Below are 24,440 nucleotides of genomic sequence, written 5' to 3' on the forward strand. Positions count from 1 at the left end.
GTACGACTCCGGACCGCAGGTGTTCTTGGCCCCTGCGCCGAGCGACGGGAACTCCTCCTGTCTGTGGCAACGGCACGCCGCTGCGTACCTGCTCACACCCCCTTCATCACGGTGAATATGGCTTATCGGTGCCATACCGGGCGACCATGGTGCGGACGGCTTCGTCCACGACCGCAGTCGTGCGGTCAGAGGTCACCGTCCAGTCCGGGAGCACAAGGCTCGGCCAGAGCAGGTAGTTGGAGATCATCCCGAGGAACTGCGTAGCGGCCATCTCCGGATCAGCCACGTCTGCGGCTCCCGCTTCGCGCTCGGTCACGAGGTAGATCCGGACGGACTCGAAGTACGGCAGTTTGCCGCGCGAGAAGTGGGCCTTGGCAAGTCCGGGAAAGCGTGGCAGTTCGGCGATGACGATGCGGAACAGGTCGGTCATCGCCGGCTGGCTCAACAGCGTCGCGTAGCGCCGGCCGAGCACCGTCAGGCCGGCCGTCAGGTCACCGGCGGGCGGCACCTCGGCGACGTCGTTCTCGGCCCACGAGTCGATGACGATGGCATCGAACAATGCCGCCTTGGTCGGGAACTGCTTGAACAGCGTCGCTTTCGAAACACCAGCACGGTCGGCAACACGCGCTAGTGATGCCCGGTCGTAGCCCAATTCGAGGAAAAGTTCAGTAGCGGCCTGCACGATGAGCGCACGCTTCTCCTGCGCCACGCGCTGGTGATAGGCCGACGGCGCTGGGGTCATGCGCCCATCATAGCGAGGTGAGTGGGTTGACTCACCACTCGCCCCAGGTGTACGTTCGGCAAGGCGAGTCAATCGACTCACCACGCGGCCCTACGGGTTGTCGTCTCTCGCTCGTACTCGGAGGATCAGATGCCCCGCTTCACCAATCAGACCGTGCTCGTCACCGGCGGCACCGGTGGACAGGGAGCCAGTCACGTTCGCGCCTTGCACGCCGAAGGCGCCAACGTCGTCATCGGCGACATCGATGCCCAACGCGGCGCCGGCCTCGCCGCCGAACTGGGAGGCGGGGCGCGTTTCGTCCACCTCGACGTCTCCCAGGAGGAGTCGTGGGCCGCCGCCATCGCGGAGACGGAGAAGGCCTTCGGTGCGCTCACGATCCTGGTCAACAACGCCGGAGTGCAGAACCCGCCGGCCCTCATCGAGTCAACGGACCGGGCTACCTGGGCCCGCATCCTCGACATCAACCTCACCGGCACCTTCCTCGGCATCAAGACAGCCGCACCGGCGCTGCGGCGCGCGGGAGGAGGAGCAATCGTCAACGTCGCCTCCACTGTGGGCATCGGCGGCACTGCCCTCTACGCGCCCTATGTCGCCAGCAAATGGGCGGTCCGAGGGCTCACTCGGACCGCTGCCCTTGAGTTGGGCCGCGACAACATCCGCGTCAATGCCATCCACCCCGGCGTCGTCGCCACCCCGTTCATCACCGAGCCGGCGGCCGGCAGCGACGCCCCGATCGCCGACTTCTACTCGCCCGAGCCGTTTGCCGTCCCGCGACTCGGGCAGCCCGCCGACATCACTGCGCTGCTGCTGTTCCTCATCTCGCCCCACGCGGCCTTCATCACCGGCGCCGAGTACGTCATCGACGGCGGACTGCTCCTCGGCCCCGCACTGCAAAAGGAAGCCGCATGAACCCCGCAGCGCAGCATGGTCAACGCCGCACGCTTGACCCGCTGGCACACCTGCCGCACGCGATCCGGCGCGCCATCGAGATCACACCCGCAGCCGGAACCCGCGAACGAATCGTGGACATCACCACCACCGGTCGACGTACTGGACGACCCCGTCGCATCGAGATCTTCTTCTATCGCGCCAACGGCGCAACCTACCTGTGCAGCGGAGCGGGTGCCGGTCCGACCGACTGGTACGCGAACCTCCGAGCAAACCCCGCCTTCACCTTCCACCTCAAGAACGGCATCAGAGCGGACCTGCCGGCGTACGCGACCACCGTCACCGACCCCACGGAACGGTCCGCAGTCATCGCAGCCATCGTCGACGACCTCAACCAGCCTCACGACCCTGGCACCGTCAGGCCGACCCATCCAGACGACTGGGCCGCCAGCAGGCTGATGCGAATCGACTTCGACTGAGCCGTCCCGCATCCTGTGACGCGACGCCGCGACGTCGTCAGCCAGCGCCACATAACGACGGACCCGCGCATCAGCGGTCCCGGCCCACCAGCTCGAGCACGGGCACCCGGGAGACCCGGAACGCGGGCCACGCTGCAGCGACGACGCCGGCTACGACCGCAACGACGAGCGTCACCGCGAGGCGGGACCACGGTACGACGACGGATGGGATCTCCGTACCACCGGTGACGTCGATCAGCGCCCAGCCGAAGCCGACTGCGACGGCGATACCGATCGATGCTGCCACGAACGACAGGAGTGCCACCTCGAGCCGCACGATTCGACGCAGCTCTCGACGAGTCGCGCCGACCGCTCGCAGCAGCCCGAGTTCTCCAGATCGTTCATTGATTGCGAGCGCCGTGGTGTTGGCGACTCCGAGAAGCGCGATGAAGCTCGCGAGGAGGAGCATTCCGTCGATGAAGTTCCGGAACGCGGCGATCTCGCTCCCGCTGTTGGCGACGTGTTCTGCCCGGGTTTCGAGGAACGACCCGGGCGTGGCTCGGACCAGCGCCCTGACGTCCTCCTCGGCGTCTGCGACCACTCCGTCGGCAAGGTCGACGAACAACGTGGCGTCGAGCAGGCGACCGACCGAGGCGTCGAGTGTCGCGCGGTCGACGAAGTACAAAGGGGCTTCGAAGCCGCCGGTGCTCCTCGCGACCACGGCAGCGATCGGCGCCTCGAGTGTCGAGCCTTCGAACCCGATCTCGAGGGTGCCGCCGAGCAGCCTCGGGTCGTCGCCGACCACGGCCACGCCCCCCTCTCTCAGATCGGCGAGGTCGCCGGCGATCGGGGCGAGGTCGAACATGGTGGGCAGTGCGGTCGGGTCGATGCCGCCGATCGCCTCGGCCTTACCTGCCACGATCCCTTCGGCGATCGACAGCGCAGCGACCGCGTCGACGTCGGGCAGCGCCCCGATCCGGCCGGCCAGGGTGGGGTCGACCGTCGGGAAGTCGGCGGTCGCCGACGTGACCACCAGGTCGGCCTGCAGTCCTTTACGAACGTCCGTCCCGACCGCGCTCGTCAGTGAGCTCGCGAGGATCGCGAACATCGTCACCATCGCGGTGCCGAGCATGAGCGCGAGCGCCGTCGACGCCGATCGACGGGGGCTGGCGGCCAGGTTGCCCGCTGCGATCGAGCCGGACACACCGGCGGCGCGGCGGGCGACCCGAGCGCTCCCACGCGCTGCGGCGGTCACGATCGCCGGGCCGCACAGCACGAGCGCCGGTACGATGGCAGCGACGAACACGACCCACGTCGCGCTCGAGCGCACCACAGCCACCGCTGCTCCAGCGATCGCCGCCGCGGCGAGCACGAGCCCGCTCGCAGTTCGCGCCGGGCTCACGACCCGGGGTTCCGCCGCGCTCTCGCGCAACGCCTCGATCGGCGGTGTCGCCGCCGCGCGGCGAGCCGGGATCCATGCCGACAGGATCGTTGCGCCGATACCGACGGCCGCGGCGACCGCGATCGAGGTCGTGCTCACGATCGACGGGCCGGTGAGCAACGTGATCCCGGCGAGTCCGACGAGCCAGCGCAGCGCGCCCACTCCCGCGACCCCGCACACGAGGCCGGCGAGCGTGGCGATCGTCCCGACGAGCGCCGCCTCGATCACCACTCCGCCGAGCAGTTGGCGTCGTTCCGCACCGATCGCACGCAACAGCCCCGACTCCCGGCGGCGGCGGGCGACGGTGAGTGCGAACGTGTTGAAGATGATCGTCACACCGATCAACACCGCGACCACGGCGAAGGCCAGGAGGAACACGGTCAGGAACTGCAGCGGTGACGTCGCGGCGTCCTGCATCGTCCGAATGTGGTCGGACCCGTCGATGACCTCGGCATCGGTCAGCGCCGACAGTCGGCCGAGCACCTCGGCGCGGTCAGCGGCCTCGGCGACGTCGACGAGCACCTCCGTCGGCGCCGCGGTGTCGAGCCAGGCGGACACCGCTCCGTCGGGCAACAGCACCGTTCGCTGCAGCGGTGCCGCGTCCGCCGACGCGAACGTCGCGACACCGGTGATCGTCGCGTCGTGCATCCCCGTCGTGGTCAGGACCTGTACGACGTCACCCGGAGCCAAGCCTGCGTCACCGGCGAGCGATCGGTCGATCACGATCTCGCCGACCGCGGTCGGTGGTCGCCCGCTCGTGAGCCGGAACGGATTGAGCGCCGGGTCGGTGACCCAGTTGCGACCGACATCGCTCGCCGTACCGGTTCCGACTGATGATCCGTCGACGACCAGCTTCGCGAAGCCGACCCATTGCGCCGCGGCGCCGTCGACGCCATCGACCGTAGCCACCCGCTCGGTGATGTCGGGATCCAGTGATCGCCGAACCGACCTTTCCGGATCTCCCGGCCCTCCGCCAGGCTCGCCGAGGACGACGCCCTGCACGACGGCATCCGTCCCGGCCAACGCCTCGGCGATGTCACCGGCCGCTCGGCCACGCATCGAGTCGGACAGCACCAGCGTCGCGACGAGAAACGCCACCGACAGCATGATCGCCGTGCCCGTCAGCACGAAACGGCCCCGACTCGCGAGCACGCTGCGAGCCGCACTCCGCATCATCTGGCTCATCGCCCCAGGCCCTTCATCACGTCGATCACCGAATCGACCGAGGGGTGATCCATCACGTCGTGCACTCGGCCGTCGACGACGAACACGACGTGGTCGGCCCAGGCAGCGGCGTTGGGATCGTGCGTGACCATCACGATCGACTGGTGATGCAGATCGACTGCTGATCGCAGGAATCCGAGGATCTCCTGTCCGGACCGGGTGTCGAGGTTGCCGGTGGGCTCGTCGGCGAAAACCACCTGCGGCTGGGCGACCAGCGCCCGGGCGACCGCAACTCGCTGTTGCTGGCCACCCGAGAGCTCCGTCGGCCGATGATGCAGGCGATCACCGAGGCGCAGCAGCGACACGACCTGATCGAGCACTGCGACACTCGGCCGACGACCCGACAACGTCATCGGCAGGCAGATGTTTTCCTCGGCCGTGAGCGTCGCCACGAGATTGAATGCCTGGAACACGAACCCGATCCGTTCTCGGCGCAGTCTGGTCAACTCGCGATCGTTGAGCGTCGACAGATCGGTGTTGCCGACGAATGCGCGGCCCGACGTCAGTTGATCCAGCCCGGCGGCACAATGCATCATCGTCGACTTTCCCGAACCCGACGGGCCCATCACAGCCGTGAACTTCCCCGCCGGGAACGCGATGGTGACGTCGTCGAGCGCGACGACGGCCGACCGATCGGAGCCGAATCGCTTTACGGCGCCGACCAGCATGGCCGCGGCGTCATCAGCGTTTGCTGACAGCGCGCTCCCGGACTGCCGATCGACGACCGTGGAACCTGGACGTGCGGACACGAGACCTCCGATGAGTGGTTGATCAGGGTTCTGCCGGATGCGGCAGCTATCGGCCTACCAACCGGGCGGCACCTCCCCGGACGGCGCTACGTTGGCCGCCATCACTACGTAGCTCCTACATACGGATTACATCGCTTGTCTGATGCCAACTTTCATACCGAGCGAACCTGAGACGACCGTTAGAACGGCGGTCGGTCCGGTTGGCCGAACAGGGCCCAGGCGACACAGAGCACCAAGCCCTGCTGGTGCCGGTGGGAAGATCGTCCCGGTCCACCCAGACATATGGGAGTACGACGTCGGCGGCATGCGCACCGTACGTCACGGGTTTTAACAGTCGTCTCAGGTTCGCTCGGTATGAAGGGCGACGCGGGTCTCGGCCTCGCCGGCATGGCCGAACGCCGCCCTCTACGACGGCACGGTCAGCGCCGGCCCCGCACCGGACGGCGGCTGGACCGCCCACGCGCCCCTGAAAGGCAGCAATTCATGATCACTGTGCTCGTGGCGGACGCCCAGCCGCTGCAGCGCTTCGGGTTTCGCATGCTGCTGGAGAGCACTCCCGACACCGAGATCGTCGGCGAGGCCGAGAACGGCGCCGAGGTCGTTCGTCGGATCACCGAGCTGCATCCCGACGTGGTGCTGATGGACACCCGCATGCCGGGCGTCGACGGGATCGAGGCCACCCGGCGCATCGTCGCCGCCGGTGGGCGTTCGCGGATCCTGATGCTGACGACGTTCGACTCGGACCGGTACGCGCTCGCCGCGCTGCGGGCCGGGGCGAGCGGTTTCCTGCTCAAGGACACCCGCCCGGAGGAACTGCTCGCCGGCATCCGGGCCGTCGCCGCCGGGGACTCGGTGATCGCACCGACGCTGACTCGGCGGCTGCTCGACGCGTTCGCCGACCAGCTCGACGTTGACCTCTGCGGGCCCGCGCGGGAGGATCCCCGGCTGGACTCCCTGACCGGCCGCGAGCGCGAGATCCTCGTCGCCATCGGCCACGGCCTCACCAACGGCGAGATCGCGCAACGGTTCACGCTGTCGGAGTCGACGGTGAAGACCCACGTCGGGCGGGTCCTCGCCAAGATCGGCGCACGGGACCGGATCCAGGCCGTCATCTTCGCCTACGACCTGAGGCTCACCCGGCCGATTTAGCGCTTCGTCTCGCGCGTCCGTCGGGGACTCGATCGTGTTCTCCGCCCGCGTCACCGCCGGTCCGACCGCCACCACGCTCGCACGGGTGTGAGTTCAGTGCGGACGTGTGTGAGTTCAGAGCTGTTTCTCGGCTTCTCAGGTAGCTCACACACGTTCGGCGCTTCGTCAGGACTTGCGGGGAGAGACCGTCATGATGCCAATGCACATCTCGTCGCTGGTGCCGTCGCCCCACACCACGTAGCGCGGCGGCAGCTTGCTCAGTTGCGGCAGACGTTTGCGCAGCCCCGCGTCGTGCCTACACGTCACCCGCAGCGTGTCCCCCGGACCGATCTCCACCGGCGACGGCAGCTTCATCAGCCGCTGGTTGTCGAAATCGAACTGCGGCACGTCCAGCACGACCTTGGCGTTCGGCGTGCCCGGGTTGAGTTCGACCTTCATGGCCCGCCCGAGCATGTGCATGTGGCCGAAACCGGCGAACAACGTCATCGGCGCCGCCACCTTGTGGTCGCAGGTCTGGGTGTCACCGGGCTTCGGCGCGCCGCCCTGGTTGCACTCCTCCACCTGGCGGTCCGCCATCTCGCCGACCTCCGCCCCGAACCGCTTTGTCACGTCCGCGATCGAGGCCGCCCGGTCACAGAGCGGACCCGACTCGTCTGCGGCGCAGGGCAGGTCGGTCGGCGCGTCGAGCGACCACGTCTCGAGTTCCCGGGTCTGCGGCGTGCCGTCCGTCAGCCGCAGCCGCACCGCCGATCGGTCCGACCCCGCCGGCTTGCCGTCGGTCGCGAGCAGGTTGTAGTGAATCTGGAGGACAAGCAGGCTGCCTGGCTCCAGCTTGTGGCCGGCGTCCTGGTCGAGCAGCGTCTCCGTGGCACCCGGCGCCCAGGTGTCCACCCACGCCGCGTCCCCCTCTTCCACCTCGGCGCCGGCCACGCCGGTCCCGCCGAAACACTGCCAGCCGAGACCAGGGGTCTTCGCGTCCTGCTCGCGCACTGCGGCAGCGCCGCCCGGCGGCACCGCGTACACGATGGCGTGGTGCGCGATGGCGACGTTCTCCGGCGTGAACTGGGCCCCGGTCAGGAACGCCGGCTTGGTCAGGCCCGGATCGATCATCTGGCACCGGTACTCGTCGGTGCCGCCCTCCGGCGGCGCGGGCGTGTACGCCTCGGCCATCTTCAGGTCGACGAACCGCTCGCCGACGCGCAGCGGCTGCGGTGGAGCCGACGACCCGCCGACGTGCGCGCCGTGCGATCCGGTCGCGGCGGGCGCCGAACTGTTGTCGGCGTCTGACCCGCAGGCGACGACTGCGCTCGCTGTCGCCAGCGCCACGGCGGCCGTCCCGACCCTCCACAGTGGGCGTTCAGGTTTCCTCATGGCCTGAGGCTAGGCCTGATTCTGTCGCATTTCGTCGTACTGCGGTCTTCATTCTCGGCAGAGAGGCGGTACCACGGTGCCACTTCACCTTCGCTGCCCGCACGTCCATTTAATCCTCGTCCAAGATTCGCTCGGTACGAAGTCGGCATCGGACAAGCGATGCAGCTCGTACCTGGAGGCCATTGGTGGCAGTCAACGCGGCGCCGTCCCGGGAGTCGCCGCCCGGTCGGCTGGTCGGTCGGTGGGTGCCGCTGCTGGTCGTCGCGATCGGGCTCGGGTTCGGGCTGCTGGTGCTCCTCGTCCGGTTGCACCTGGAGCCGGTGACGAACGTCGACCGCGGTGTCGCCCGGGAGCTCAACGAGGTCGTGTCGCCCCGGCCGTACCTGGTGAACGCGCTCAATGGGACAACCCGGCTGGGCGGGCGGACGGTAATGCTCTGGCTGGTCGGCGTCGCCGCGCTGCTGCTGCTGGTACGCCGGCGGGTCCGCCTCGCCGTCTACCTGCTGGCCACCACCGTCGGCGCGCTGCTGCTCGACCCGTCGGTGAAGTCGCTGGTCGGCCGATTGCGCCCGGTGGTCGAGGCACCGGTGGCGATCGCGGCCGGCAACAGCTTCCCGAGCGGGCACGCGCTCGGGTCGATGGTGGTCTACGGCGCGCTGCTGCTCGTGTTCCTGCCTGCGGCGCGCTACCGGAAGCTCTTCACGGCGGCTGTCGCGCTGCTGGTGGCCGCGATCGGGGTCACCCGGATCGCGCTCGGCGTGCACTACCTGACAGACGTGCTGGCCGGCTGGCTGCTCGGCGCGCTGTGGCTGAGCGTCACGGCGTACGCGTTCCGGCTGTGGCGGCGCGAGGCGGGGCACCCGGTGGCGCCGCTCGACGACGGCCCGGAGCCGGAGGCCGCCAAGGCGATCGAACCGGCGCCGGAGTCCAGCCGCCCGATCCCGCACCGGTGGGTCGAGGCCACCGAGATCCTGACCGGCTGGGTGTTCACGTTCGGCATCCTGTACGTGGTCGGCTACCTGTTGACGAACCACACCGAGGGCACCTGGCTGGGACGTTTCGACGACGGCGTGGTCCGGTGGCTGCAGACGCTGCGCACACCCACCCTGGACCACCTGAGCTGGGTGTGGAGCAAGGCCGGCGACACCCGCGCCATCCTGGCCATCTCGCTGGTGTGCTGCCCGATCGCGTTGGCCGTGTGGCGGCAGTGGCGACCGGTGGTGTTCCTGGTGCTCACCATGGTCGGCGAGCACGCCCTGTTCCTGTGTACCGCGGTCAGCGTCCAGCGGGACCGCCCGCCGGTGCCGCAGCTCGACAGCCCGATACCCACGTCGTCGTTCCCGTCGGGGCACAGCGCCACGACGATGTGCATCTGGGTGGCGATCGCGGTCCTGATCATGAACTGGGTGAGCAGCCGGTGGCGCTGGTTGGCCGTGGTGCTCGCGGTGGTCATGCCGGCTGGTGTCGCGCTGTCCCAGATGTACCGCGGCATGCACCACCCGACCGACCTGCTCGGCGCCGCGATCCTGACCGCGCTCTGGGTCAGCCTGCTGTGGTGGGTGCTACGGCCGAACGTGCGGGCGGCGCCGGCCGAGGTGCGTACCTGACGCTGCGCTTCGGCCTTGTCTGCCGGGCAGGATCTCGGCGCCACCACGCTGGCGCGTGCGCTGGGCACCTGGTCGGGCCACCCCGCCTGGGCGCCGCATTAATGGTCACCTCAGGTTCGCTCCGTAGAACTAGGCCTCAGACAAGCGACGTAACCCGCATGTAGGGGGCTAGTGATGGCAGTCAACGCAGCGCCGGCCGGTCGGTTGGCAGGCCGGTGGGTGCCATGGTCGGTGGTCGGACTCCATACCACGGAGCTACATCGGTGCGCCCCGCAGCGGGACGATCGGTGCGGAACCTTCGGCCGAAGCTTCCCGCCATGGATCTGACACAGGCCGTGCTCGAGCACCCCTACCTGGTGCTCGGTCTCTTCGTGCTCGTCGAGGGGCCGGCCGCGACGATCACCGCGGGCACCCTGGTCGGCGCCGGCGCTGCGGCGTTCTGGCCGATCTGGGTGATCGTCGCGCTGGCCGAGATGGTGGGCGACAGCCTGCTCTACCTCGTCGGCCGGTCGGCCCGGCGGCCCTGGGTGGCGACCCTGCTGAGCAGGCTCAAGGCGACGTCGCTGCTCGACCGGCTGGCCGGGATGTCACTGCCTCGGCTGGTGATCACCGCCAAGCTCGTCGACGTCGTCGCCCTCCCGGCGTTCGTGTTGGCGGGGCTCGCCGGGCTCCCGTACCGCAGATTCGCCGCCTGGGTGGGTGCCACCGCCGCCGTACGCGGCCTGGTGCTGATCGGTCTCGGCGCTCTGCTCGGCAGCCAGCTGTCCGGTCTGCTCGCGCTACCCGGCGGCATCTTCCTGCTCACCGCGGCCGTCGCCGTGCCGGTCGCTGTCTTCCACCTCGTCATGAAGCGATACCACCGACGAAAGGTAGTTGTCCCATGCGCATCCTCATCGGTGCCGACACCTACGCCCCGCACGTCAACGGGGCGTCCTACTTCGCCCAGCGCCTGGCCGTGGCACTGACCGCCCGGCACGAGGTGCACGTGGTCGCGCCGTCGAGGGACACCCGCAACCATGCCGGCATGTCCAGCGACGGCGTCATCGAGCACCGGGTGCGGTCCATGCCGGTGCCCGGCCACTCACGTTTCCGGTTCTGCCCGCCACTGGGGCTACGCGCGGCAGCGCGCCGGATCCTCGACGAGGTCCAGCCCGACGTGGTGCACGTGCAGAGCCACTTCCCGCTGTGCCGGGCGCTGGTCGACGCGGCGCACGAGCGCGGCCTGTTCGTCATCGCCACCAACCACTTCATGCCCGAGAACCTGATCCACTACCTGCCCATCGGCAAGGCCGGCCGAACGAGGGCGCACGAGTGGGCATGGCGCGACGCCGCCCGGGTGTTCGCCAAAGCAGACATCGTCACGGCTCCGACCCCGTACGCCGCCACGCTCGCCGTCGTCTCCGGTGTGTCCGGGCCGGTCCTGCCCATCTCGTGCGGCATCGACCTCACCCGCTTCCGCGAGCAGGCGCCCGCGGCCGAATTCCGATCGGCCTACCGCCTCGCGCACAAGCCCACCGTCACGTACGTGGGCCGGCTCGACGTCGAGAAGAACCTCGACGTCGTGATGCGGGCGTTCGCGCTGGCGCGGCGCTCCCTCGACGTCCAGTTGCTCCTGGTCGGCACCGGGACCGAGGACCGGGCGCTGCGGTCGCTCGCCGGGGAACTGGGCGTCGCCGAGCATGTCACGTTCACCGGCTTCATCCCTGACGAGGACCTTCCCTCCGCATACGCAGCGTCGACGGTCTTCGTCAACGCGGGCACCGCCGAGCTGCAGAGCCTGGTCACGCTCGAGGCGATGGCCAGCGGAAGGCCCGTGGTCGGCGCCGATGCCGCAGCCCTGCCCCACCTCGTACGGGACGAGGAGACCGGCTACCTGTTCCCGCCCGGCGACGTTGTCGTGCTCGCCGAGCGACTGCTCACCGTGCTCTGCGACCCGAAGCACGCGGAGGAGCTGGGGCACCGGGCGCGTGCCGTGGCCGAGCAGCACGACCAGACCCGCACGGTGTGCGCGTTCGAGCAGCTCTACCGGATCCGTCCGGCCCGTGAGGCGCCCGCGCCCGCCGAGGTCGCCGCATGACAGCGACGATCGTCCGAGCGGGCACCTCCCGCTGGTACCGCAACGTCCAGCTGAGCCTGGGCCTGGGTACGGCGGCCGGGACGGGCCTGCTGCTGGTCGGCGACGTCGACCCGGTGGACCAGATGGTCAGCGAATCGATCCGGACCGTGCCGGGCGCCGTCCTGCTGGCCCTGGCGGCGTGCGGGCTCGCGGCAGCCGGCGCATGGCTCCTGGCCGGCGCCCGGCGCGTGCTGCCACCGGCCTGGCCCCTCACCGTGCTGCTGTCGGTGTGGTGCGTGTCCCTGGTCGCGGTGGTGGTGTTCCCCACGAACCTGCCGGGGACCGAACCGGGCGTCGCCGCCGGGGTGCATCGCCTCGGCGCGGCGCTGATGGCGGCGCTGCCACCGCTGTTCGCCCTGCTCATCGCCAAGCGTGCCGGGCGCGAAGTCGACCCGCCCCGGGTCCGCTGGCTGCGCGCGGCCGGGTGGTCCGGGTTCGCCGCGTGCGTCGTGTTCGCTGCGGTGAACGGGCCGGCGGTGCTGCTCGGCCAAGGCCTCCCCCCGTTCGCGGGCCTGGCCGAACGGGTTCTACTGGCGCTCATGCTCGTCGTAGTCGGGCTCTGCGCCTGGGTGCTCGAAGGCGAGGAGCGGTCCAGATGGACCTGATGGCCATGATCGAGAACGCGATGACCTCTCCGGTCATCTATGCGGCGATCCTCGCGCTGGCGATCCTCGACGCGTTCCTGCCGTTCCTGCCGTCGGAGTCGGTCGTCATCACGGCGGCGGTCTTCGCCGTGTCGGGCATCCCGTCGCTTCCGCTGATCATCGTGCTCGCCGCGCTGGGCGCCTTCGTCGGTGATCACATCGGCTTCCTCATCGGGCGCTTGTTGCGCGAGCGCCATTCGGGCGGCCGCCTGATCCGCGCCGCCGACAGGATCGCCCCGCACCTGCACCGCCGGGGCGGCGCCCTGATCATCGCGGGCCGGTTCGTCCCCGGCGGCCGCACCGCGGTCGTGACCGCCAGCGGTGCCACCGGCTACCCGCTTGCCCGGTTCACCCCGTTCACCGCCATCGCCGCCGTCACCTGGGCCGGCTACTCCGGCCTGATCGGCTACCTCGGCGGCGCCGCCGTCGAATCCAATCCGACACTGGGCCTGGCGGTCGGCCTCGGTCTCGCCCTGTCCATCACCGCGCTCGGCGAACTGGTCCGCTACGTGTTGCGCCGCCGCCGAGCGGCGACCGCGGCCGGATGACGTCGCCGGGCATCGGCCGCCGTCCCTCGTCCTACGCCGCGCCGCCGGAACGAGGGGCGGGTCAGCGCACCGTGTCCTCCCCGGCGGCGCGGCGCGCGATCGGGGCGGGCGGCGTCGCGGCCGGAAGGTCGACCCGGAGCAGCGCGCCACCGCGCGCGGAGCGGGCGACGGTGGCCCGGCCGCCGTGGGCGTCGACGACCCGCTGCACGATCGACAGCCCGAGACCGGATCCCGGCAACGCCCGGGCGCTGTCGGCACGGTAGAACCGGTCGAACACCCGCGGTACGTCGGCGGCGTCGATTCCCGGCCCGGCGTCGTCGACCTCGAGCACCGCCGACGCGCCCTCGGCACGGAGCCGGACCTGGACCGGCTGGTCCGCGGGAGACCACTTGCCGGCGTTGTCGATGAGGTTGAGCACCGCCCGCTGGAGCGCAGCCGGACGGCCGCTCACCCACACGGAGGTGACATCGAGCGCGATCTCGATGTCGGGCACGCGGGAACGCGCTCGGGTCGTGGCGGCCACCACCACGTCGGCGAGGTCGAGCAGCTCGGTGTTCTCGTCGCTGACGTCACCGCGGGCCAGGTCGGTCAGCTCGGCGGCAAGGGTGCTCAACTCGGCCACCTGGGCGCCGAGATCGTTGAGCAGCCGGGTCAGGCTCTCCGCCGGCAGTGCGCCGTCCAGGGTGCCGCGCCGATCGAGCCGGATCAGCAGCTCGACGTTGAGGCGCAGGCTGGTGAGCGGGGTCTTGAGCTCGTGGGCGGCGTCCTCGGCGAGCAGCCGCTGGGCCTGCCGGGAGTCCCGAAGCGCGGCGAGCATGTCGTTGATCGACTGGATCAGCCGCCGGATCTCCCCACCGCCTTCATCCGGAATGTGGGCGTCGAGGCTCCGGGTGTGCGCGACACGTTCCGCGGCGGCGGTCAGCCGGTCGATCGGTGCCAGCCCGGTCCGCGCCACGGTCCGCCCGACAAGGGCACCGCCGACCACGCAGAGCAGCCCGATCAGCAGCATCCCGAACCCGAACTGGTTGATCGGGCTGTCGTCGACGACGCGGGCCGCCTGGACTGCGCCGTCGCCCACCCGGAGCGTGTAGATGAGGTAGCCGTCCTCGTCGCTGTCCTTCGACTCCATCAGGTCGGCCAAGCCGCCCTGCGCCACGCGCCCGGCGTGCTCGCTGACCGGAGGCAGCGCGGGTTGGCCGGCCGGCGTCCGGGCCGAGCCGTCGGGCAGGATGACCCGCACCAGCGGACCGGATCCCGGATACGGCGGTAGCGGAACCTGCGCCAGACCGGCACGCTCCGCGGTCGCCGCCAGGACGCGGGAGTCGGCGCGCAGCTGATTCTCAGCGGTGTCCCGCAGCTGCCAGTCCAGCAGCTCACTTGACACCTGGAAGGCCATGAACACGCTGACGGCGATGGCCGTTGCCGCGATCACCGTCAGCCTGGTCCGAAGGGACCGCCGGCGCCACCATCGGGTCAGCCGGCGCGGTTCCCGGCCGGCGGGCCTGCTCACGGAGGAGTCTCCCGCAACGTGTATCCCAGGCCGCGCAGCGTGTAGATCAATCGTGGCTCACCCTCGGCCTCCATCTTGCGGCGCAGGTAGCTCACATACACCTGAAGGTTGTTGGCGGTGGCGCTCATGTCGAACCCCCAGATCGCCTCGAACAGCGCGTCGCGGGTCAACACCCGCGTCGCGTTGCGCACGAGGACCTCCAGCAGGGAGAACTCGGTCCGGGTCAGGCGCAGCGGTCGCCCGCCCCGCCACGCCTCGAACCTGTCGGGATCGAGCCGGACATCGGCGAACGACAGGACCTGCGAGTCGCCGTCCCCCGGCGCACGCCGGCGCAGCAGGGCCCGCACCCGGGCCAGCAACTCCTCGGTGGCGAACGGCTTGGGCAGGTAGTCGTCGGCACCCGCGTCCAGCCCCGCGACCCGGTCGGACACCTGGTCACGGGCGGTCAGCATCAGCACCGGCAGATCCCGACCCGCGGCCCGCAACCGCCGACACGTCTCCAACCCGCCGAGGCGGGGCATCATCACGTCGAGGATCAGCAGATCCAGCGTGTCACCGCCGGCCCCACCGACCTCGTCGAGCACGGCGAGGCCGTTGGCGACGGTGCTGGTGTGGTAACCCTCGACCTGGAGCACCCGCTCCAGCGACTCACGGATGGCCGCGTCATCATCCGCGATCATGATCCGCACGCCGGCCCGCCCCCTTCCGGTCGATGCCTTGTTGCTCATTGTTCCCGACCAAGCTGAGACCAGGATTAGGCTTCGTAGCCACCCGCCGTGAAGCAGATCAAAACCGCCGCCAGACTCCGCCCGGCCTCAAGGGTTAAAGATCAAGTTAGGGCCGGCGTCGTCGAGGCTTATGCCACGTTCGGCAGCAAGGAGCAGTTGTTCGAGCGTGCCTTCGCCCGCTACCGCGAGACCCAGCCGACCGCGCCGCAAACGAGCAGGCCGTCGAGCAGCGGCTGTCCCGCGCGGCGCAGGACGGGGACCTTCCCCCCGACGTCGACCACCGGGCACTGGCACGGTTCGCGATGGCGCTGAGCGAGGGACTAGTCGTCCATGCCGCAGCCGGCGCCAGCCGCGAAGACCTTCAAGCCCCCGTCACCGTCGCCCTACGAGTCCTCGCCCGGGACGATTGAGAAGCAGCGCCACGGAACGATTCTTCCGTGGGGTAAATGGATCGGGGCGCTCGTGCGTAAACCTCGCGTGGAACGAGAACGGAAGGACTTCGCGGACTTCTATCAGCGCTTCCGAGACAACTGCCTGCGTGCCGTACTAGCTGGTACGGGCGATCGCACGCTGGCCGAGGATCTGGTTGCTGAGGCGTTCGCGCGAGCCTGGGCCTCCTGGCCACAGCTGAGCCAGCATCCGGCACCGGCGGCGTGGGTGGTGCGTACCGCCCTCAACATCCGGGTCTCCTGGTGGCGGCGACGCCGGCGGGAGGTGGCCCTCGACGGCCACGAGCGGGCGTCCCTCATCGAGGACGACCTCGACATGAACGACGCTCTGCTGGCTGCCGTCCGCCGGCTGCCGCAGCGGCAGCGTGAGGTCGTCGTGTTGCGGATCTGGCTCGACCTGGACACCAGGTCCGTGGCTGCAGTGCTGGGCATCTCCGCCCAGACCGTAGCCGTCCATCTGTTCCGTGCCACCGCAACCCTGCGGGCGCAGCTCGCGCCCGCAGCCCGTTAGGAGACTCGACAATGGACGACGATGAGGTGTGGGACGCGGTGAAGCAGACCCTTTCCGACGTACAGATGGATCGCCCGGTCGAGGCGATCGAGCAGCGCGGCCGAGCTCGGCGGCGCAACCGCAATCTGCTCGGCCTGGCCGCCGGCGGTGGCGTCGCGGCCGTGGCCGCGCTGGCGCTGGCCCTGCCGATGGCCACGGGAGCCGGCACGGCCCCGGCTCCGAGCGGTCCGGACATTCAGGCCGGGGCCGCCTCTCCGGCATTGGCCGGCAATACCAGGCTCGTGTCCCTGGCAGCCAACCTGACCGCCGACAACGCCTCGCTGCCGGGTGATGCGTCACTGGTCATCGAGAAGGTCGATGTCCGTCGGGGCACGGTGCCGTCTCGTACCCGGTACCACCTGTACACCGACAGCGGCGAGTACTACTACACGGAGGCCAGGAACGAACTCCCACGGGTGATCGCTCGTGGCGAGAACCTCGGCAACGGCTTCCACACCCGTGGGGTGACGGCGGCACGCTACGCGGCAGCCGGTGACCTCGCCAAGGCCCGCGAGCAAATGATCAACTCTGTCTACGACGACGGAAAGCCCCCCACCGATGCCGAGCAGGACCTACCGGGGAGCCTTCGGCAGAAGGGGATCGAAAGTCCGTCGCCGCTCACCGATGAGGACCGGGAGAACATCGCCGACAACCACCTCTGGGTCACCAGCGTCGATGTGCTCTCCGCGGGGGGAGGCGACCCGAAGGTACGGGCGGGCGTGCTTCGCCTGATCTCCACCATCGGCGATGTCACCGTGGCGGATTCGACGACCGGTGGGCAGCCCACCCTGACCATCACGGCGACGGTGTTCGGGGATGACACCGAACACGTGCTGACCATAAACGCTCAGAACGGGGTGCCGGTCAGTTCCAAGGTGAACTCCCCGGAGACGGGAGCCTCCTTTGCGGGAACCTTCGAGGTCTCTCGGGTGACGGTGGCCGACGTCGGCGCCGGCAGGTTCTGACCCTCGATCCGCCGCCGTGGGCGCCGCCCACGATAGTGCCGGGTCCGAGCTGCGGAAACGCGGTTCGGACCCGGTACTTGTTCCGGCTGGCCTCCGCACTCCTGCGGCGGACTTGACCTGCCGCTGAGTGGTGACCGCAGGTGCTCAGGCACGTGGTTGGACCAGGCCGTTGTCGTACGCGAAGATGACTGCCTGGACGCGGTCTCGCGCTCCGATCTTGGCTAGGACGCGACCGACGTGCTTCTTCACGGTGGATTCGGTGAGGGCGAAGCGTTCGGCGATCTCCGTGTTGGTGGCGCCGTGGCCGATTGCTTCGAGGACCTCTCGCTCGCGTTCGCTCAGGCTGCTCAGGCGGGGGTCCGCAGGTGCGGTCGGTGCTGGCTCCTGGAGGTAGGCGTCCATCAGCTTGCGGGTGAGGCTGGGGGCTACCACCGAGTCTCCGCTCGCGACGGCGCGGATGCCGGCGATCAGTTCCTCGGGGCGGGCGTCCTTGAGCAGGAAGCCGCTCGCTCCGGCGCGCAGTCCGGCGTAGACGTATTCGTCCAGGTCGAATGTGGTCAGGATCAGGACGTGGGTGCGGGAGCCGGCCGCAGTGATGCGGCGGGTGGCTTCGATGCCGTCCATGCCGGGCATGCGTACGTCCATCAGCACCACGTCGGGCCGGGTCTGGTCGACTTTCCGTACTGCCTCGGCGCCGTTTGCGGCCTCGCCCACCACGGTCATGCCGGGCGTGCCGTCGAGCAGCATCTTGAAGCCCATCCGTTGCAACTGCTGGTCGTCGGCGATCAGAACGGTGGTCATGCGGGCTCCTTGAGGACTACGTCGACGAGCCAGCCGTGCTCCGTCGGGCCGGCGGTCACCACCCCGCTGTACATGGCGGCGCGTTCGCGGATGCCGAGCAGGCCATGGCTTGGGGCGGCCGGTGTGGCGACCCCGTTGTCGCGGACGTGTACTCGTACCTCTCCGTTGTCTGCGGCGAGGGTGACTGTCGCTGCCGCGCCGCGTCCCGCGTGTTTGAGGGTGTTGGTGAGCGCCTCCTGAACGATCCGGTAGACCGCGAGCTGCACGCCCCGGCCGAGGGTGTGCAGCTCGCCCGAGGTGGAGTAGGTCACCGGCAGCCCGGCCGCCCGCACGCTCGGCAGCAGCCGGTCCAGATCGTCGATGCCCGGCTGCGGGCTCAGCTGCGGATCGTTGTCTCCTTCGCGCAGCACCCCCAGCACCCGGCGTAGCTCGGACAGCGCCTGCCGACCGGTGTCACCGATCAACCGGAGCGGTTCGGCGGTCTGCTCTGCCCGGGAGGTCGCGAGCGCGGCGCCGCCGTCGGCCAGGCCCACGATCACCGAGACGTGATGGCCGACGATGTCGTGCATCTCGCGGGCCACCCGGGCCCGCTCCTCGGCGACGGCGAGGCGGGCCCGCTGATCCCGCTCGACCTCCAGGCGGGCGGCGCGATCCTCGAGAGCGATGAGGTAAGCCCGGCGGGTGCGCACCGCGATGCCGGACGCGACCGCGGCAGTTGACGTGCCGATCACCAGGAACAGCGTGATGGTGCGGTTCTCCGTCACCGGAGCGATCACATAGATCTCGGCCACCAGCAGCGCGAGGGCGATCCCCGAGGCCCAGGCGAGCGCACGCCAAGAACCGCGGGAGGCCACGCCGAACAACATCACGAGCAGGATCACGCCGGCGCCGACGCCGACGCCCAATAGTCCCTCGATCAACTCGATGGCCGCGGTGACCAGGAAAGCCGGGAACGGGTACCGCCGTCGCCAGTACAGCGGCGGTAGCAGAACCAGGGTCGCGATCGTCGCCGACCAGGGTTCCTCGATGAGATTGGGGATGCTGAAGAGCACGATCGGGATGGCCACCAGGGTGTCCATCACCCACGGGTGGTGCCGGTCGAAGGCTCGTAACCGTGCCTGCCGGTCCACCAGCCATCCCTGGTTGCTCATCACCAGATTCTCCCGCTACCCGCTCACGCGTCGGTCGTCTTCAGCCGGTACGCCGCCGCGGCGAGCGTCACGACCACGTACCCGGTGAAGACCGCGAGGCCGGCCCACGGGGCCAGGATGCCGTCCGCGTGGGTAAGCGTCATCACGGCGCTGCCGGCATTGCTGGGCAGGTACGGGGTGATGGCCTCGGAGATCGAGTCCGGCAGCAGAGCGGCCAGACCGGGCACGATCAGCAGCAGGCCGGCCAGGATCGTGATGGCGCCGGCGCTGGAGCGGACGAGCATGCCGAGCGCGACCCCGAGCACCGCGACCAGGCCGAGATAGAGGCCGGCGCCGAGCAGGGCGCGCAGCACGCCGTCGTCGCCGAGGCCCAGGCCGCCGATGTCGTCGTTGAGTACGGCCGACCCCGCCACGAAAGCGGCGAAGGCACCGGCGGTCATCGTGACTAGGGCAGCCGACCCCGCCACGAGGCTCTTCGACCAGAGCACCGGCATCCGGCGCGGCACCGTGGCGAGGGTCGCCCGGATCATGCCAGTGGTGTATTCGCCGGCACCCAGCAGCGCACCGAGCACGCCGACGGAGAGCGCGGCCAGGGCGCTGCCGGACAGAGCCAGGTCGATCGAGGTCATGTTGTCGCCCGAGAAGGAAGCCGAGGCGATCATGCCGAAGGCGATCAGGAGGAAGACGGAGATGCCGGTCGTGATCCAGGTGGAGCGCAGCGAGGAGAACTTGGTCCATTCGGCGGCGACGACGCCACCAGGGGTGATCTTCATCGGGATGCCTCGTATTCGACAGCGTCGCGGGTCAGGTCCATGAACGCCGCTTCGAGCGAGGCGTTCTGCGGGGTGAGTTCGAACAGCGGGATGCCGCGGGCAGCCGCGGCCAGCCCGATCACGCGAGCGGAGGCGCCGGCGACGACCAGTTCCTCCGCACCGGTCGAGGTGACCGTGACACCCGGGCCGGCGATCGTCGTGCGCAGCGCGTCAGGGACGGGAGTGACGACCCGGACCCCCTCGGCCGTCACGAGGTCGGCCACGGTGGTGTCGGCCAGCAGCCTGCCCCGGCCCACGATGACCAGATGGTCCGCTATCAGCGAGACCTCGCTCATCAGGTGCGAGGACAACATCACGGTGCGGCCCTCGGCGGCCAGGCCGGTGAGCAGCTTGCGCACCCAGAGGACACCCTCGGGGTCGAGGCCGTTGACCGGCTCGTCGAGCATCACCACGGCCGGGTCGCCGAGCAGGGCGGCGGCGATGCCGAGCCGCTGGCCCATGCCGAGGGAGAACGCGCCGACCCGCTTGTGGGCGACGGCCGTGAGGCCGGCCAGGTCGAGCACCTCGTCGACGCGAGAGCGTGGGATGCCGTGCGTACGGGCCAGAGCCAGTAGGTGGCTGACCGCTGTCCGGCCGGGGTGCGCAGCCTTCGCCTCGAGCAGCACGCCGATCTCGCGCAGCGGCGCCTTCGACGACGCGTACGGCTTGCCGTTGACCAGAACGTCGCCGGAGTTCGGCGCGTCGAGGCCGACGATCATCCGCATGGTCGTCGACTTGCCGGCACCGTTGGGGCCGAGGAAGCCGGTGACCTGTCCGGGCTTCGCGGTGAACGACAGACGGTCGACGACCGTCTTCGCTCCGTACCGCTTGGTTACTTCGCGTACTTGAATCATGCTCACAACGCTAGGTGTGGCCGGCGCCAGGATCGTGGTACCGCAGTCGACGCTTCCCGGCCGCCCCTGGTACCCAGGTACCACCGGCAATCCTTCAGCCGGCGCCTCAGTTGAGGACAGCGGTTGCCTCGATCTCCACGACGAGCTCGGGGGCGAAGAGCGCTTGGACGCCGATGACGGTGAGGGGCGGAGTCGCGGGCAGACCCTCGTCCTGCTGCGCCCGCGTGATGCCGGCGAGCACCTCGTCCCACTTCTCCGGTCCGCCGCCGCCTTCGCCCGCAGGCAGGTCGTCGATCGCGACTGTCGTCGCCATGCTGGCCGGGCCGGCCCGGGGAAACCGTCCTGGCGGATATTCGGCCGCCAGCCTGTCTGGTGAGCGGCACGGCACTGCCTCAGGTGCCGCCAAGCGAACCGCCGATACCACCGACACTGAAGTACTTGTTGAGCGTGGCGAACACGATGACCGGCGGCAGCAGCATGACCACCGCCAGCGCCATGACCGAGCCCCAGTCGGTGCCGTTTTGCTGGAAGAACGACTGAATGCCGATCGGCAAGGTGAACCGCTCCTGCGAGCGCAGGAACACGATGGCGACCAGGTAGTCGTTCCAGGAGACGAGGAACGTGAAGATCGCGGTGGACAGCAGCCCTGGCAGCGAGTTGCGCAGCACTATCCGGGTGAAGCCGGTGAACAGCGACGCCCCGTCGATCCAGGCCGCCTCCTCCAGCGCCACCGGGATCGAGTCGATGTACGCAGCCATCATCCAGATCGCCACTGACATCGACGCGCCGACGTAGACGATGCCCAGGCCGACCAGGTTGTCGACCAGCCCGACCCGGGCGAACAGGATGAACAGCGGGATCACGGCCGTGATCACCGGCAGCGACTGGACGAAGAACAACAGCAACGAGTACGTGGAGACCGCCCGGCTGCGGCCGCGCGAGAGCACGTACCCGGCCGGAGCGGCGACCGCGACCGAGACGGCGACCGTGGCCAGCGTGACGCCCAGGCTGTTGGCTAGCCAGGTCAGGGTCGGGATGTCGCTGAAGATATGGACGAAGTTGGCGAGGCCGAAGGCGGCGGTGCTGCCCGAGGCCACGCCGGGGCGCAGGGACAGGATCAGCACGGCCGCCACCGGCACGAGAACGATGCCGGTGATGAGCAGGACCGCTGTGAAGCGCCACCACTGGCCGCGGGTGCCCTCGGACGTCATACGTGCGCCTTTCTGATCTGCCGGTACAGTGCCACGGACACCACAACCAGGCTGACGGTCATCAGGAAGGCGATAGCCACGCCCGGGCCGACCTGGAAGTTCTGGAACACCGTGCGGTAGGACAGCACGACCAGCGAGGTGGTGGCGTCGACCGGGCCGCCACCGGTGAGCAGGAAGATGGTCGGGAAGTCGTTCACGCAGAAGATCGTCATGAGGATCCACGAGATGTACGTCGACCGGGAGATCATCGGCAGCGTGATGTGCCGGAACTGCTGCCACTTGGTGGCTCCATCGACGCCTGCGGCTTCATAGACGGTGTGGTCGACGCCGGCCAGGGCCGCACCGATCAGCATCATCATGAACGGCACGCTGATCCACACTTTGAACACGCACACCGTGATCTTGGCGAGCGTGGGGTCAGCCAGGAATAGAGGTGTGCCGAACCCGAGCGCCTCGGCAAGACTGGGCAGCGGGCTCTGCGGGGTGGCGACCAGCCAGTTCCAGGCCGTGGAGGAGACCACCACCGGCACCACCCACGGCAGCAGAAGCAGAGTCTTGAAGACCGTACGGCCGGGAATGCGAGTGCGCAGCAGCAGCGCCAGTCCCAGGCCGCCCAGCCAGCTGCCGAACACCCCGACCACGGTGAAGATCAGCGTGAATTCGACCGCTCGCCAGAAGGCGGGGCTGGTCAGCGTCGCCCGGTAGTTCTCGAGGCCGACGTACTCCCCCGCGTTGATCAGTGTGCCGTCGCGGACCGACTGGAGCGCGGCGTAGACCAGCGGGTAGGCGTTGATCAGGAGCAGCAGCACCAACGACGGCGCCACCAGAAGCAACAGGGTCCGCCGGGCCCGGCGAGATTTCCGCGTACGGGAAATCTCGCTCAGTGGCGAAGCGCCCCGCCGGAGCGTGTCCCGCTCGGAGGTGACCGTCACTTGACGATCGCCTCGAGCGCCTGCTGCAGGGTGGTCAACGCTGGCCGTGGGTCCTTACCGGCCAGCACGGTCTGCGCGAACTGGGTGATCGGCTGGCTGGAGTCCACCGAGGCCAGTCCACCGAACAGGCTCTTCGAGTTGGCCGCGAAGGTCCTGGCCACCGGCGCCCACTCGGCGATGATCTTCGCCTTCTGCTGCTGCGCCTGGAACTCGGGCAGGGCGACGATCGACTTCAGCACCGGCAGGCCCGCCACCACGTTCTGCTGCCAGAAGGTCTTCATGTTGCGGATGTAGTACGACAGGAACGCCTCGGATCCCTCCTGGGACGGGGTATTGGCGTACATCATGATGTTGTTCTGGAACACCAGGCCTGCCTTGGCGCCGCCGGGGCCGGTAAGCGGGCCCATCACCCGCAGGTCGCCGTCGGTCTCGCCGGTGTCGGTGTCCAGCCCGGCGGTGTGGATGCCCATCGCGACCTTCTTGTTCTTCCACTGCGTGATCAGGTTGTCGGTGGTGTAGCTGATCGACGCCGGGTCGACCGCCTTCGCCCTGACCAACTCCTGCACGAATCGCATCGCCTCGAGGTTGGCCTCGGTGACGACGTCGACCTTGCCGTCGGGGTCGAACAGGCCGCCACCGTTGTTCAGCATCATCAGGTGCAGGCCCTGGCTGCCGAGGTTGTTGCCAGCGCCCGCACCGGTGCCGAACCCGAACAGGCCCCGCCCGGACAGTGTCCGGCAGGCGGTCAGCAGCTCGTCCCACGTGGCCGGCACCTTGACGCCGGCCGCGTCGAGCAGGGACTTGCGGTACCACCACACCCGGAAGTCGAGCTGCCACGGCACCGCCGCGTAGCCGTTGGCGGTCTTCATCGCGTCCAGCTGACCAGGCAAGAAGTCGTCGGCCGTGCCGTCCTGGCGGAATTGGTTGATCACACCGTCGGCGTACGCGATCGCCCCCTGCTCGGCGAACTGGAAGGCCTGGAAACCACCGCCGGTGCTGACCGCCGGACCGGTCTTGGAGGCGATGGCCGATGAGAAGGTCTGGCTGAAGTTGGCCCACTGGATGCCCTGGTAAGTCGCCCTCGGTAGGTCGCCAGCCGGCCGGTAGCCCTCGGTGAGCTTCTTCGCGGCGGCCGTGTAGTTCGATTGGCCCCACGGCATGTCCCAGAACTTGAGACTGCCCCCGCCCGAGGCGGACCCGCCACCGCACGCCGACAACAACATTCCGCCGCCGACAGCGGCGCCCAGACCGAGGAAGCCACGGCGAGAGAAACGGCCAGGCACGGACGGGTCGATCGTGTTCATGGTTGCTCCTTCGATCCCAGACCAGCTGGGAGATGACCGCTCAGTGGCAACGGCCGGTCGGCAGCGCCGCGCGACGGACCGGAGGGTCGGACGAGGACGACGCTAGGTGGCGGCGCGATGTCCAGGTTCGGGGCCAAGCGCTGAACAACAAAAGCCGAACACCGCCGCCCGACGGCACGAGGGACAACGCGGCTGGAATGCGTCGGATATACAGCAGATTGGTAAACCACGATGGG

The 24,440-nt window shown here is 69.3% G+C and carries 24 protein-coding genes; 10 read left to right on the plus strand and 14 right to left on the minus strand.

The genetic code is table 11. The features are described 5' to 3' along the window. Positions 1-106 precede the first annotated feature (106 nt). Entirely contained in the window at positions 107-742 is a 636-nt protein-coding gene (locus KBX00_RS05885) for a TetR/AcrR family transcriptional regulator (RefSeq protein ID WP_210824015.1), read from the minus strand. A gap of 129 nt (positions 743-871) precedes the next feature. Between KBX00_RS05885 and KBX00_RS05890 the strand changes: the two genes are divergently transcribed. Next, positions 872-1,651, plus strand: a complete 780-nt coding sequence (locus KBX00_RS05890; protein ID WP_210824017.1) for an SDR family NAD(P)-dependent oxidoreductase — start codon at positions 872-874, stop codon at positions 1,649-1,651. After that, on the plus strand, positions 1,648-2,109 hold the full coding sequence (locus tag KBX00_RS05895) for a nitroreductase/quinone reductase family protein (RefSeq protein ID WP_210824019.1): 462 nt from the start codon (positions 1,648-1,650) through the stop codon (positions 2,107-2,109). The genes KBX00_RS05890 and KBX00_RS05895 overlap by 4 nt, the downstream gene beginning before the upstream one ends. A gap of 70 nt (positions 2,110-2,179) precedes the next feature. Here KBX00_RS05895 and KBX00_RS05900 read toward each other — a convergent pair whose 3' ends face one another. Both KBX00_RS05900 and KBX00_RS05905 read right to left on the minus strand, forming a co-directional pair. Continuing rightward, complete coding sequence (locus KBX00_RS05900; protein ID WP_307868140.1) at positions 2,180-4,012, minus strand: ABC transporter permease; 1,833 nt, start codon at positions 4,010-4,012, stop codon at positions 2,180-2,182. A gap of 698 nt (positions 4,013-4,710) precedes the next feature. After that, positions 4,711-5,421, minus strand: coding sequence for an ABC transporter ATP-binding protein (locus KBX00_RS05905; RefSeq protein WP_210824196.1), 711 nt, complete (start codon positions 5,419-5,421; stop codon positions 4,711-4,713). Positions 5,422-5,985: 564 nt separating this feature from the next. On the opposite strand from KBX00_RS05905, the gene KBX00_RS05910 reads away from it, so the two are divergent. Beyond that, complete coding sequence (locus KBX00_RS05910) at positions 5,986-6,651, plus strand: response regulator transcription factor (RefSeq protein WP_210824023.1); 666 nt, start codon at positions 5,986-5,988, stop codon at positions 6,649-6,651. Between the two features lie 165 nt (positions 6,652-6,816). On the opposite strand, the gene KBX00_RS05915 is transcribed toward KBX00_RS05910, so the two are convergent. Next, a complete protein-coding gene (locus KBX00_RS05915) occupies positions 6,817-8,022 on the minus strand; it encodes a monooxygenase (protein ID WP_210824025.1) in 1,206 nt (401 codons plus the stop codon). A gap of 185 nt (positions 8,023-8,207) precedes the next feature. On the opposite strand from KBX00_RS05915, the gene KBX00_RS05920 reads away from it, so the two are divergent. The 5 genes from KBX00_RS05920 (at position 8,208) to KBX00_RS05940 (ending at position 12,937) form a co-directional block, all read left to right on the plus strand. Beyond that, positions 8,208-9,629 carry a phosphatase PAP2 family protein gene (locus tag KBX00_RS05920; RefSeq protein WP_307868141.1) on the plus strand — a complete coding sequence of 474 codons (1,422 nt, stop codon included), beginning with the start codon at positions 8,208-8,210 and terminating at the stop codon, positions 9,627-9,629. A 317-nt stretch (positions 9,630-9,946) separates the two neighbouring features. Further along, positions 9,947-10,594: a DedA family protein gene (locus KBX00_RS05925; protein ID WP_210824029.1), complete on the plus strand. Its 648-nt coding sequence runs from the start codon at positions 9,947-9,949 to the stop codon at positions 10,592-10,594. Then, the gene (locus KBX00_RS05930; protein ID WP_210824031.1) at positions 10,510-11,706 is read left to right on the plus strand and encodes a glycosyltransferase; all 1,197 of its coding nucleotides are present in this window, start codon (positions 10,510-10,512) and stop codon (positions 11,704-11,706) included. Before KBX00_RS05925 ends, KBX00_RS05930 begins: the two co-directional genes overlap by 85 nt. Then, entirely contained in the window at positions 11,703-12,350 is a 648-nt protein-coding gene (locus KBX00_RS05935) for a DUF998 domain-containing protein (protein WP_210824034.1), read from the plus strand. The genes KBX00_RS05930 and KBX00_RS05935 overlap by 4 nt, the downstream gene beginning before the upstream one ends. Continuing rightward, the gene (locus KBX00_RS05940) at positions 12,341-12,937 is read left to right on the plus strand and encodes a DedA family protein (protein WP_301547399.1); all 597 of its coding nucleotides are present in this window, start codon (positions 12,341-12,343) and stop codon (positions 12,935-12,937) included. The genes KBX00_RS05935 and KBX00_RS05940 overlap by 10 nt, the downstream gene beginning before the upstream one ends. Before the next feature lie 61 nt (positions 12,938-12,998). On the opposite strand, the gene KBX00_RS05945 is transcribed toward KBX00_RS05940, so the two are convergent. Both KBX00_RS05945 and KBX00_RS05950 read right to left on the minus strand, forming a co-directional pair. Beyond that, entirely contained in the window at positions 12,999-14,369 is a 1,371-nt protein-coding gene (locus tag KBX00_RS05945; RefSeq protein ID WP_307868143.1) for a HAMP domain-containing sensor histidine kinase, read from the minus strand. Between the two features lie 74 nt (positions 14,370-14,443). Beyond that, positions 14,444-15,127, minus strand: coding sequence for a response regulator transcription factor (locus KBX00_RS05950; protein WP_301547400.1), 684 nt, complete (start codon positions 15,125-15,127; stop codon positions 14,444-14,446). A 525-nt stretch (positions 15,128-15,652) separates the two neighbouring features. Between KBX00_RS05950 and KBX00_RS05955 the strand changes: the two genes are divergently transcribed. Beyond that, positions 15,653-16,135 (plus strand): sigma-70 family RNA polymerase sigma factor, encoded by a 483-nt coding sequence (locus tag KBX00_RS05955; protein WP_307868144.1) that lies wholly within the window; start codon positions 15,653-15,655, stop codon positions 16,133-16,135. A gap of 11 nt (positions 16,136-16,146) precedes the next feature. Then, the gene (locus KBX00_RS05960) at positions 16,147-17,139 is read left to right on the plus strand and encodes a hypothetical protein (RefSeq protein ID WP_210824042.1); all 993 of its coding nucleotides are present in this window, start codon (positions 16,147-16,149) and stop codon (positions 17,137-17,139) included. Between the two features lie 144 nt (positions 17,140-17,283). On the opposite strand, the gene KBX00_RS05965 is transcribed toward KBX00_RS05960, so the two are convergent. From KBX00_RS05965 to KBX00_RS06000, 8 genes are all read right to left on the minus strand, one after another. Then, positions 17,284-17,940, minus strand: a complete 657-nt coding sequence (locus KBX00_RS05965; protein ID WP_210824044.1) for a response regulator transcription factor — start codon at positions 17,938-17,940, stop codon at positions 17,284-17,286. Further along, positions 17,937-19,091 carry a sensor histidine kinase gene (locus KBX00_RS05970; protein ID WP_210824046.1) on the minus strand — a complete coding sequence of 385 codons (1,155 nt, stop codon included), beginning with the start codon at positions 19,089-19,091 and terminating at the stop codon, positions 17,937-17,939. Before KBX00_RS05970 ends, KBX00_RS05965 begins: the two co-directional genes overlap by 4 nt. A 23-nt stretch (positions 19,092-19,114) precedes the next feature. Further along, positions 19,115-19,864: an ABC transporter permease gene (locus KBX00_RS05975; protein WP_210824048.1), complete on the minus strand. Its 750-nt coding sequence runs from the start codon at positions 19,862-19,864 to the stop codon at positions 19,115-19,117. Then, on the minus strand, positions 19,861-20,757 hold the full coding sequence (locus KBX00_RS05980; protein ID WP_210824050.1) for an ABC transporter ATP-binding protein: 897 nt from the start codon (positions 20,755-20,757) through the stop codon (positions 19,861-19,863). The genes KBX00_RS05975 and KBX00_RS05980 overlap by 4 nt, the downstream gene beginning before the upstream one ends. A 106-nt stretch (positions 20,758-20,863) precedes the next feature. Further along, positions 20,864-21,070: a hypothetical protein gene (locus tag KBX00_RS05985; RefSeq protein WP_210824052.1), complete on the minus strand. Its 207-nt coding sequence runs from the start codon at positions 21,068-21,070 to the stop codon at positions 20,864-20,866. Positions 21,071-21,149: 79 nt separating this feature from the next. Beyond that, positions 21,150-21,968: a carbohydrate ABC transporter permease gene (locus KBX00_RS05990; RefSeq protein ID WP_210824053.1), complete on the minus strand. Its 819-nt coding sequence runs from the start codon at positions 21,966-21,968 to the stop codon at positions 21,150-21,152. Then, complete coding sequence (locus KBX00_RS05995) at positions 21,965-22,792, minus strand: carbohydrate ABC transporter permease (protein WP_210824056.1); 828 nt, start codon at positions 22,790-22,792, stop codon at positions 21,965-21,967. The genes KBX00_RS05990 and KBX00_RS05995 overlap by 4 nt, the downstream gene beginning before the upstream one ends. A gap of 104 nt (positions 22,793-22,896) precedes the next feature. Next, positions 22,897-24,204, minus strand: a complete 1,308-nt coding sequence (locus tag KBX00_RS06000; RefSeq protein ID WP_210824058.1) for an ABC transporter substrate-binding protein — start codon at positions 24,202-24,204, stop codon at positions 22,897-22,899. Positions 24,205-24,440: the final 236 nt, after the last annotated feature.

The organism is Micromonospora sp. C95, assembly GCF_018070465.1.
Classification (GTDB): Bacteria; Actinomycetota; Actinomycetes; order Mycobacteriales; family Micromonosporaceae; genus Micromonospora.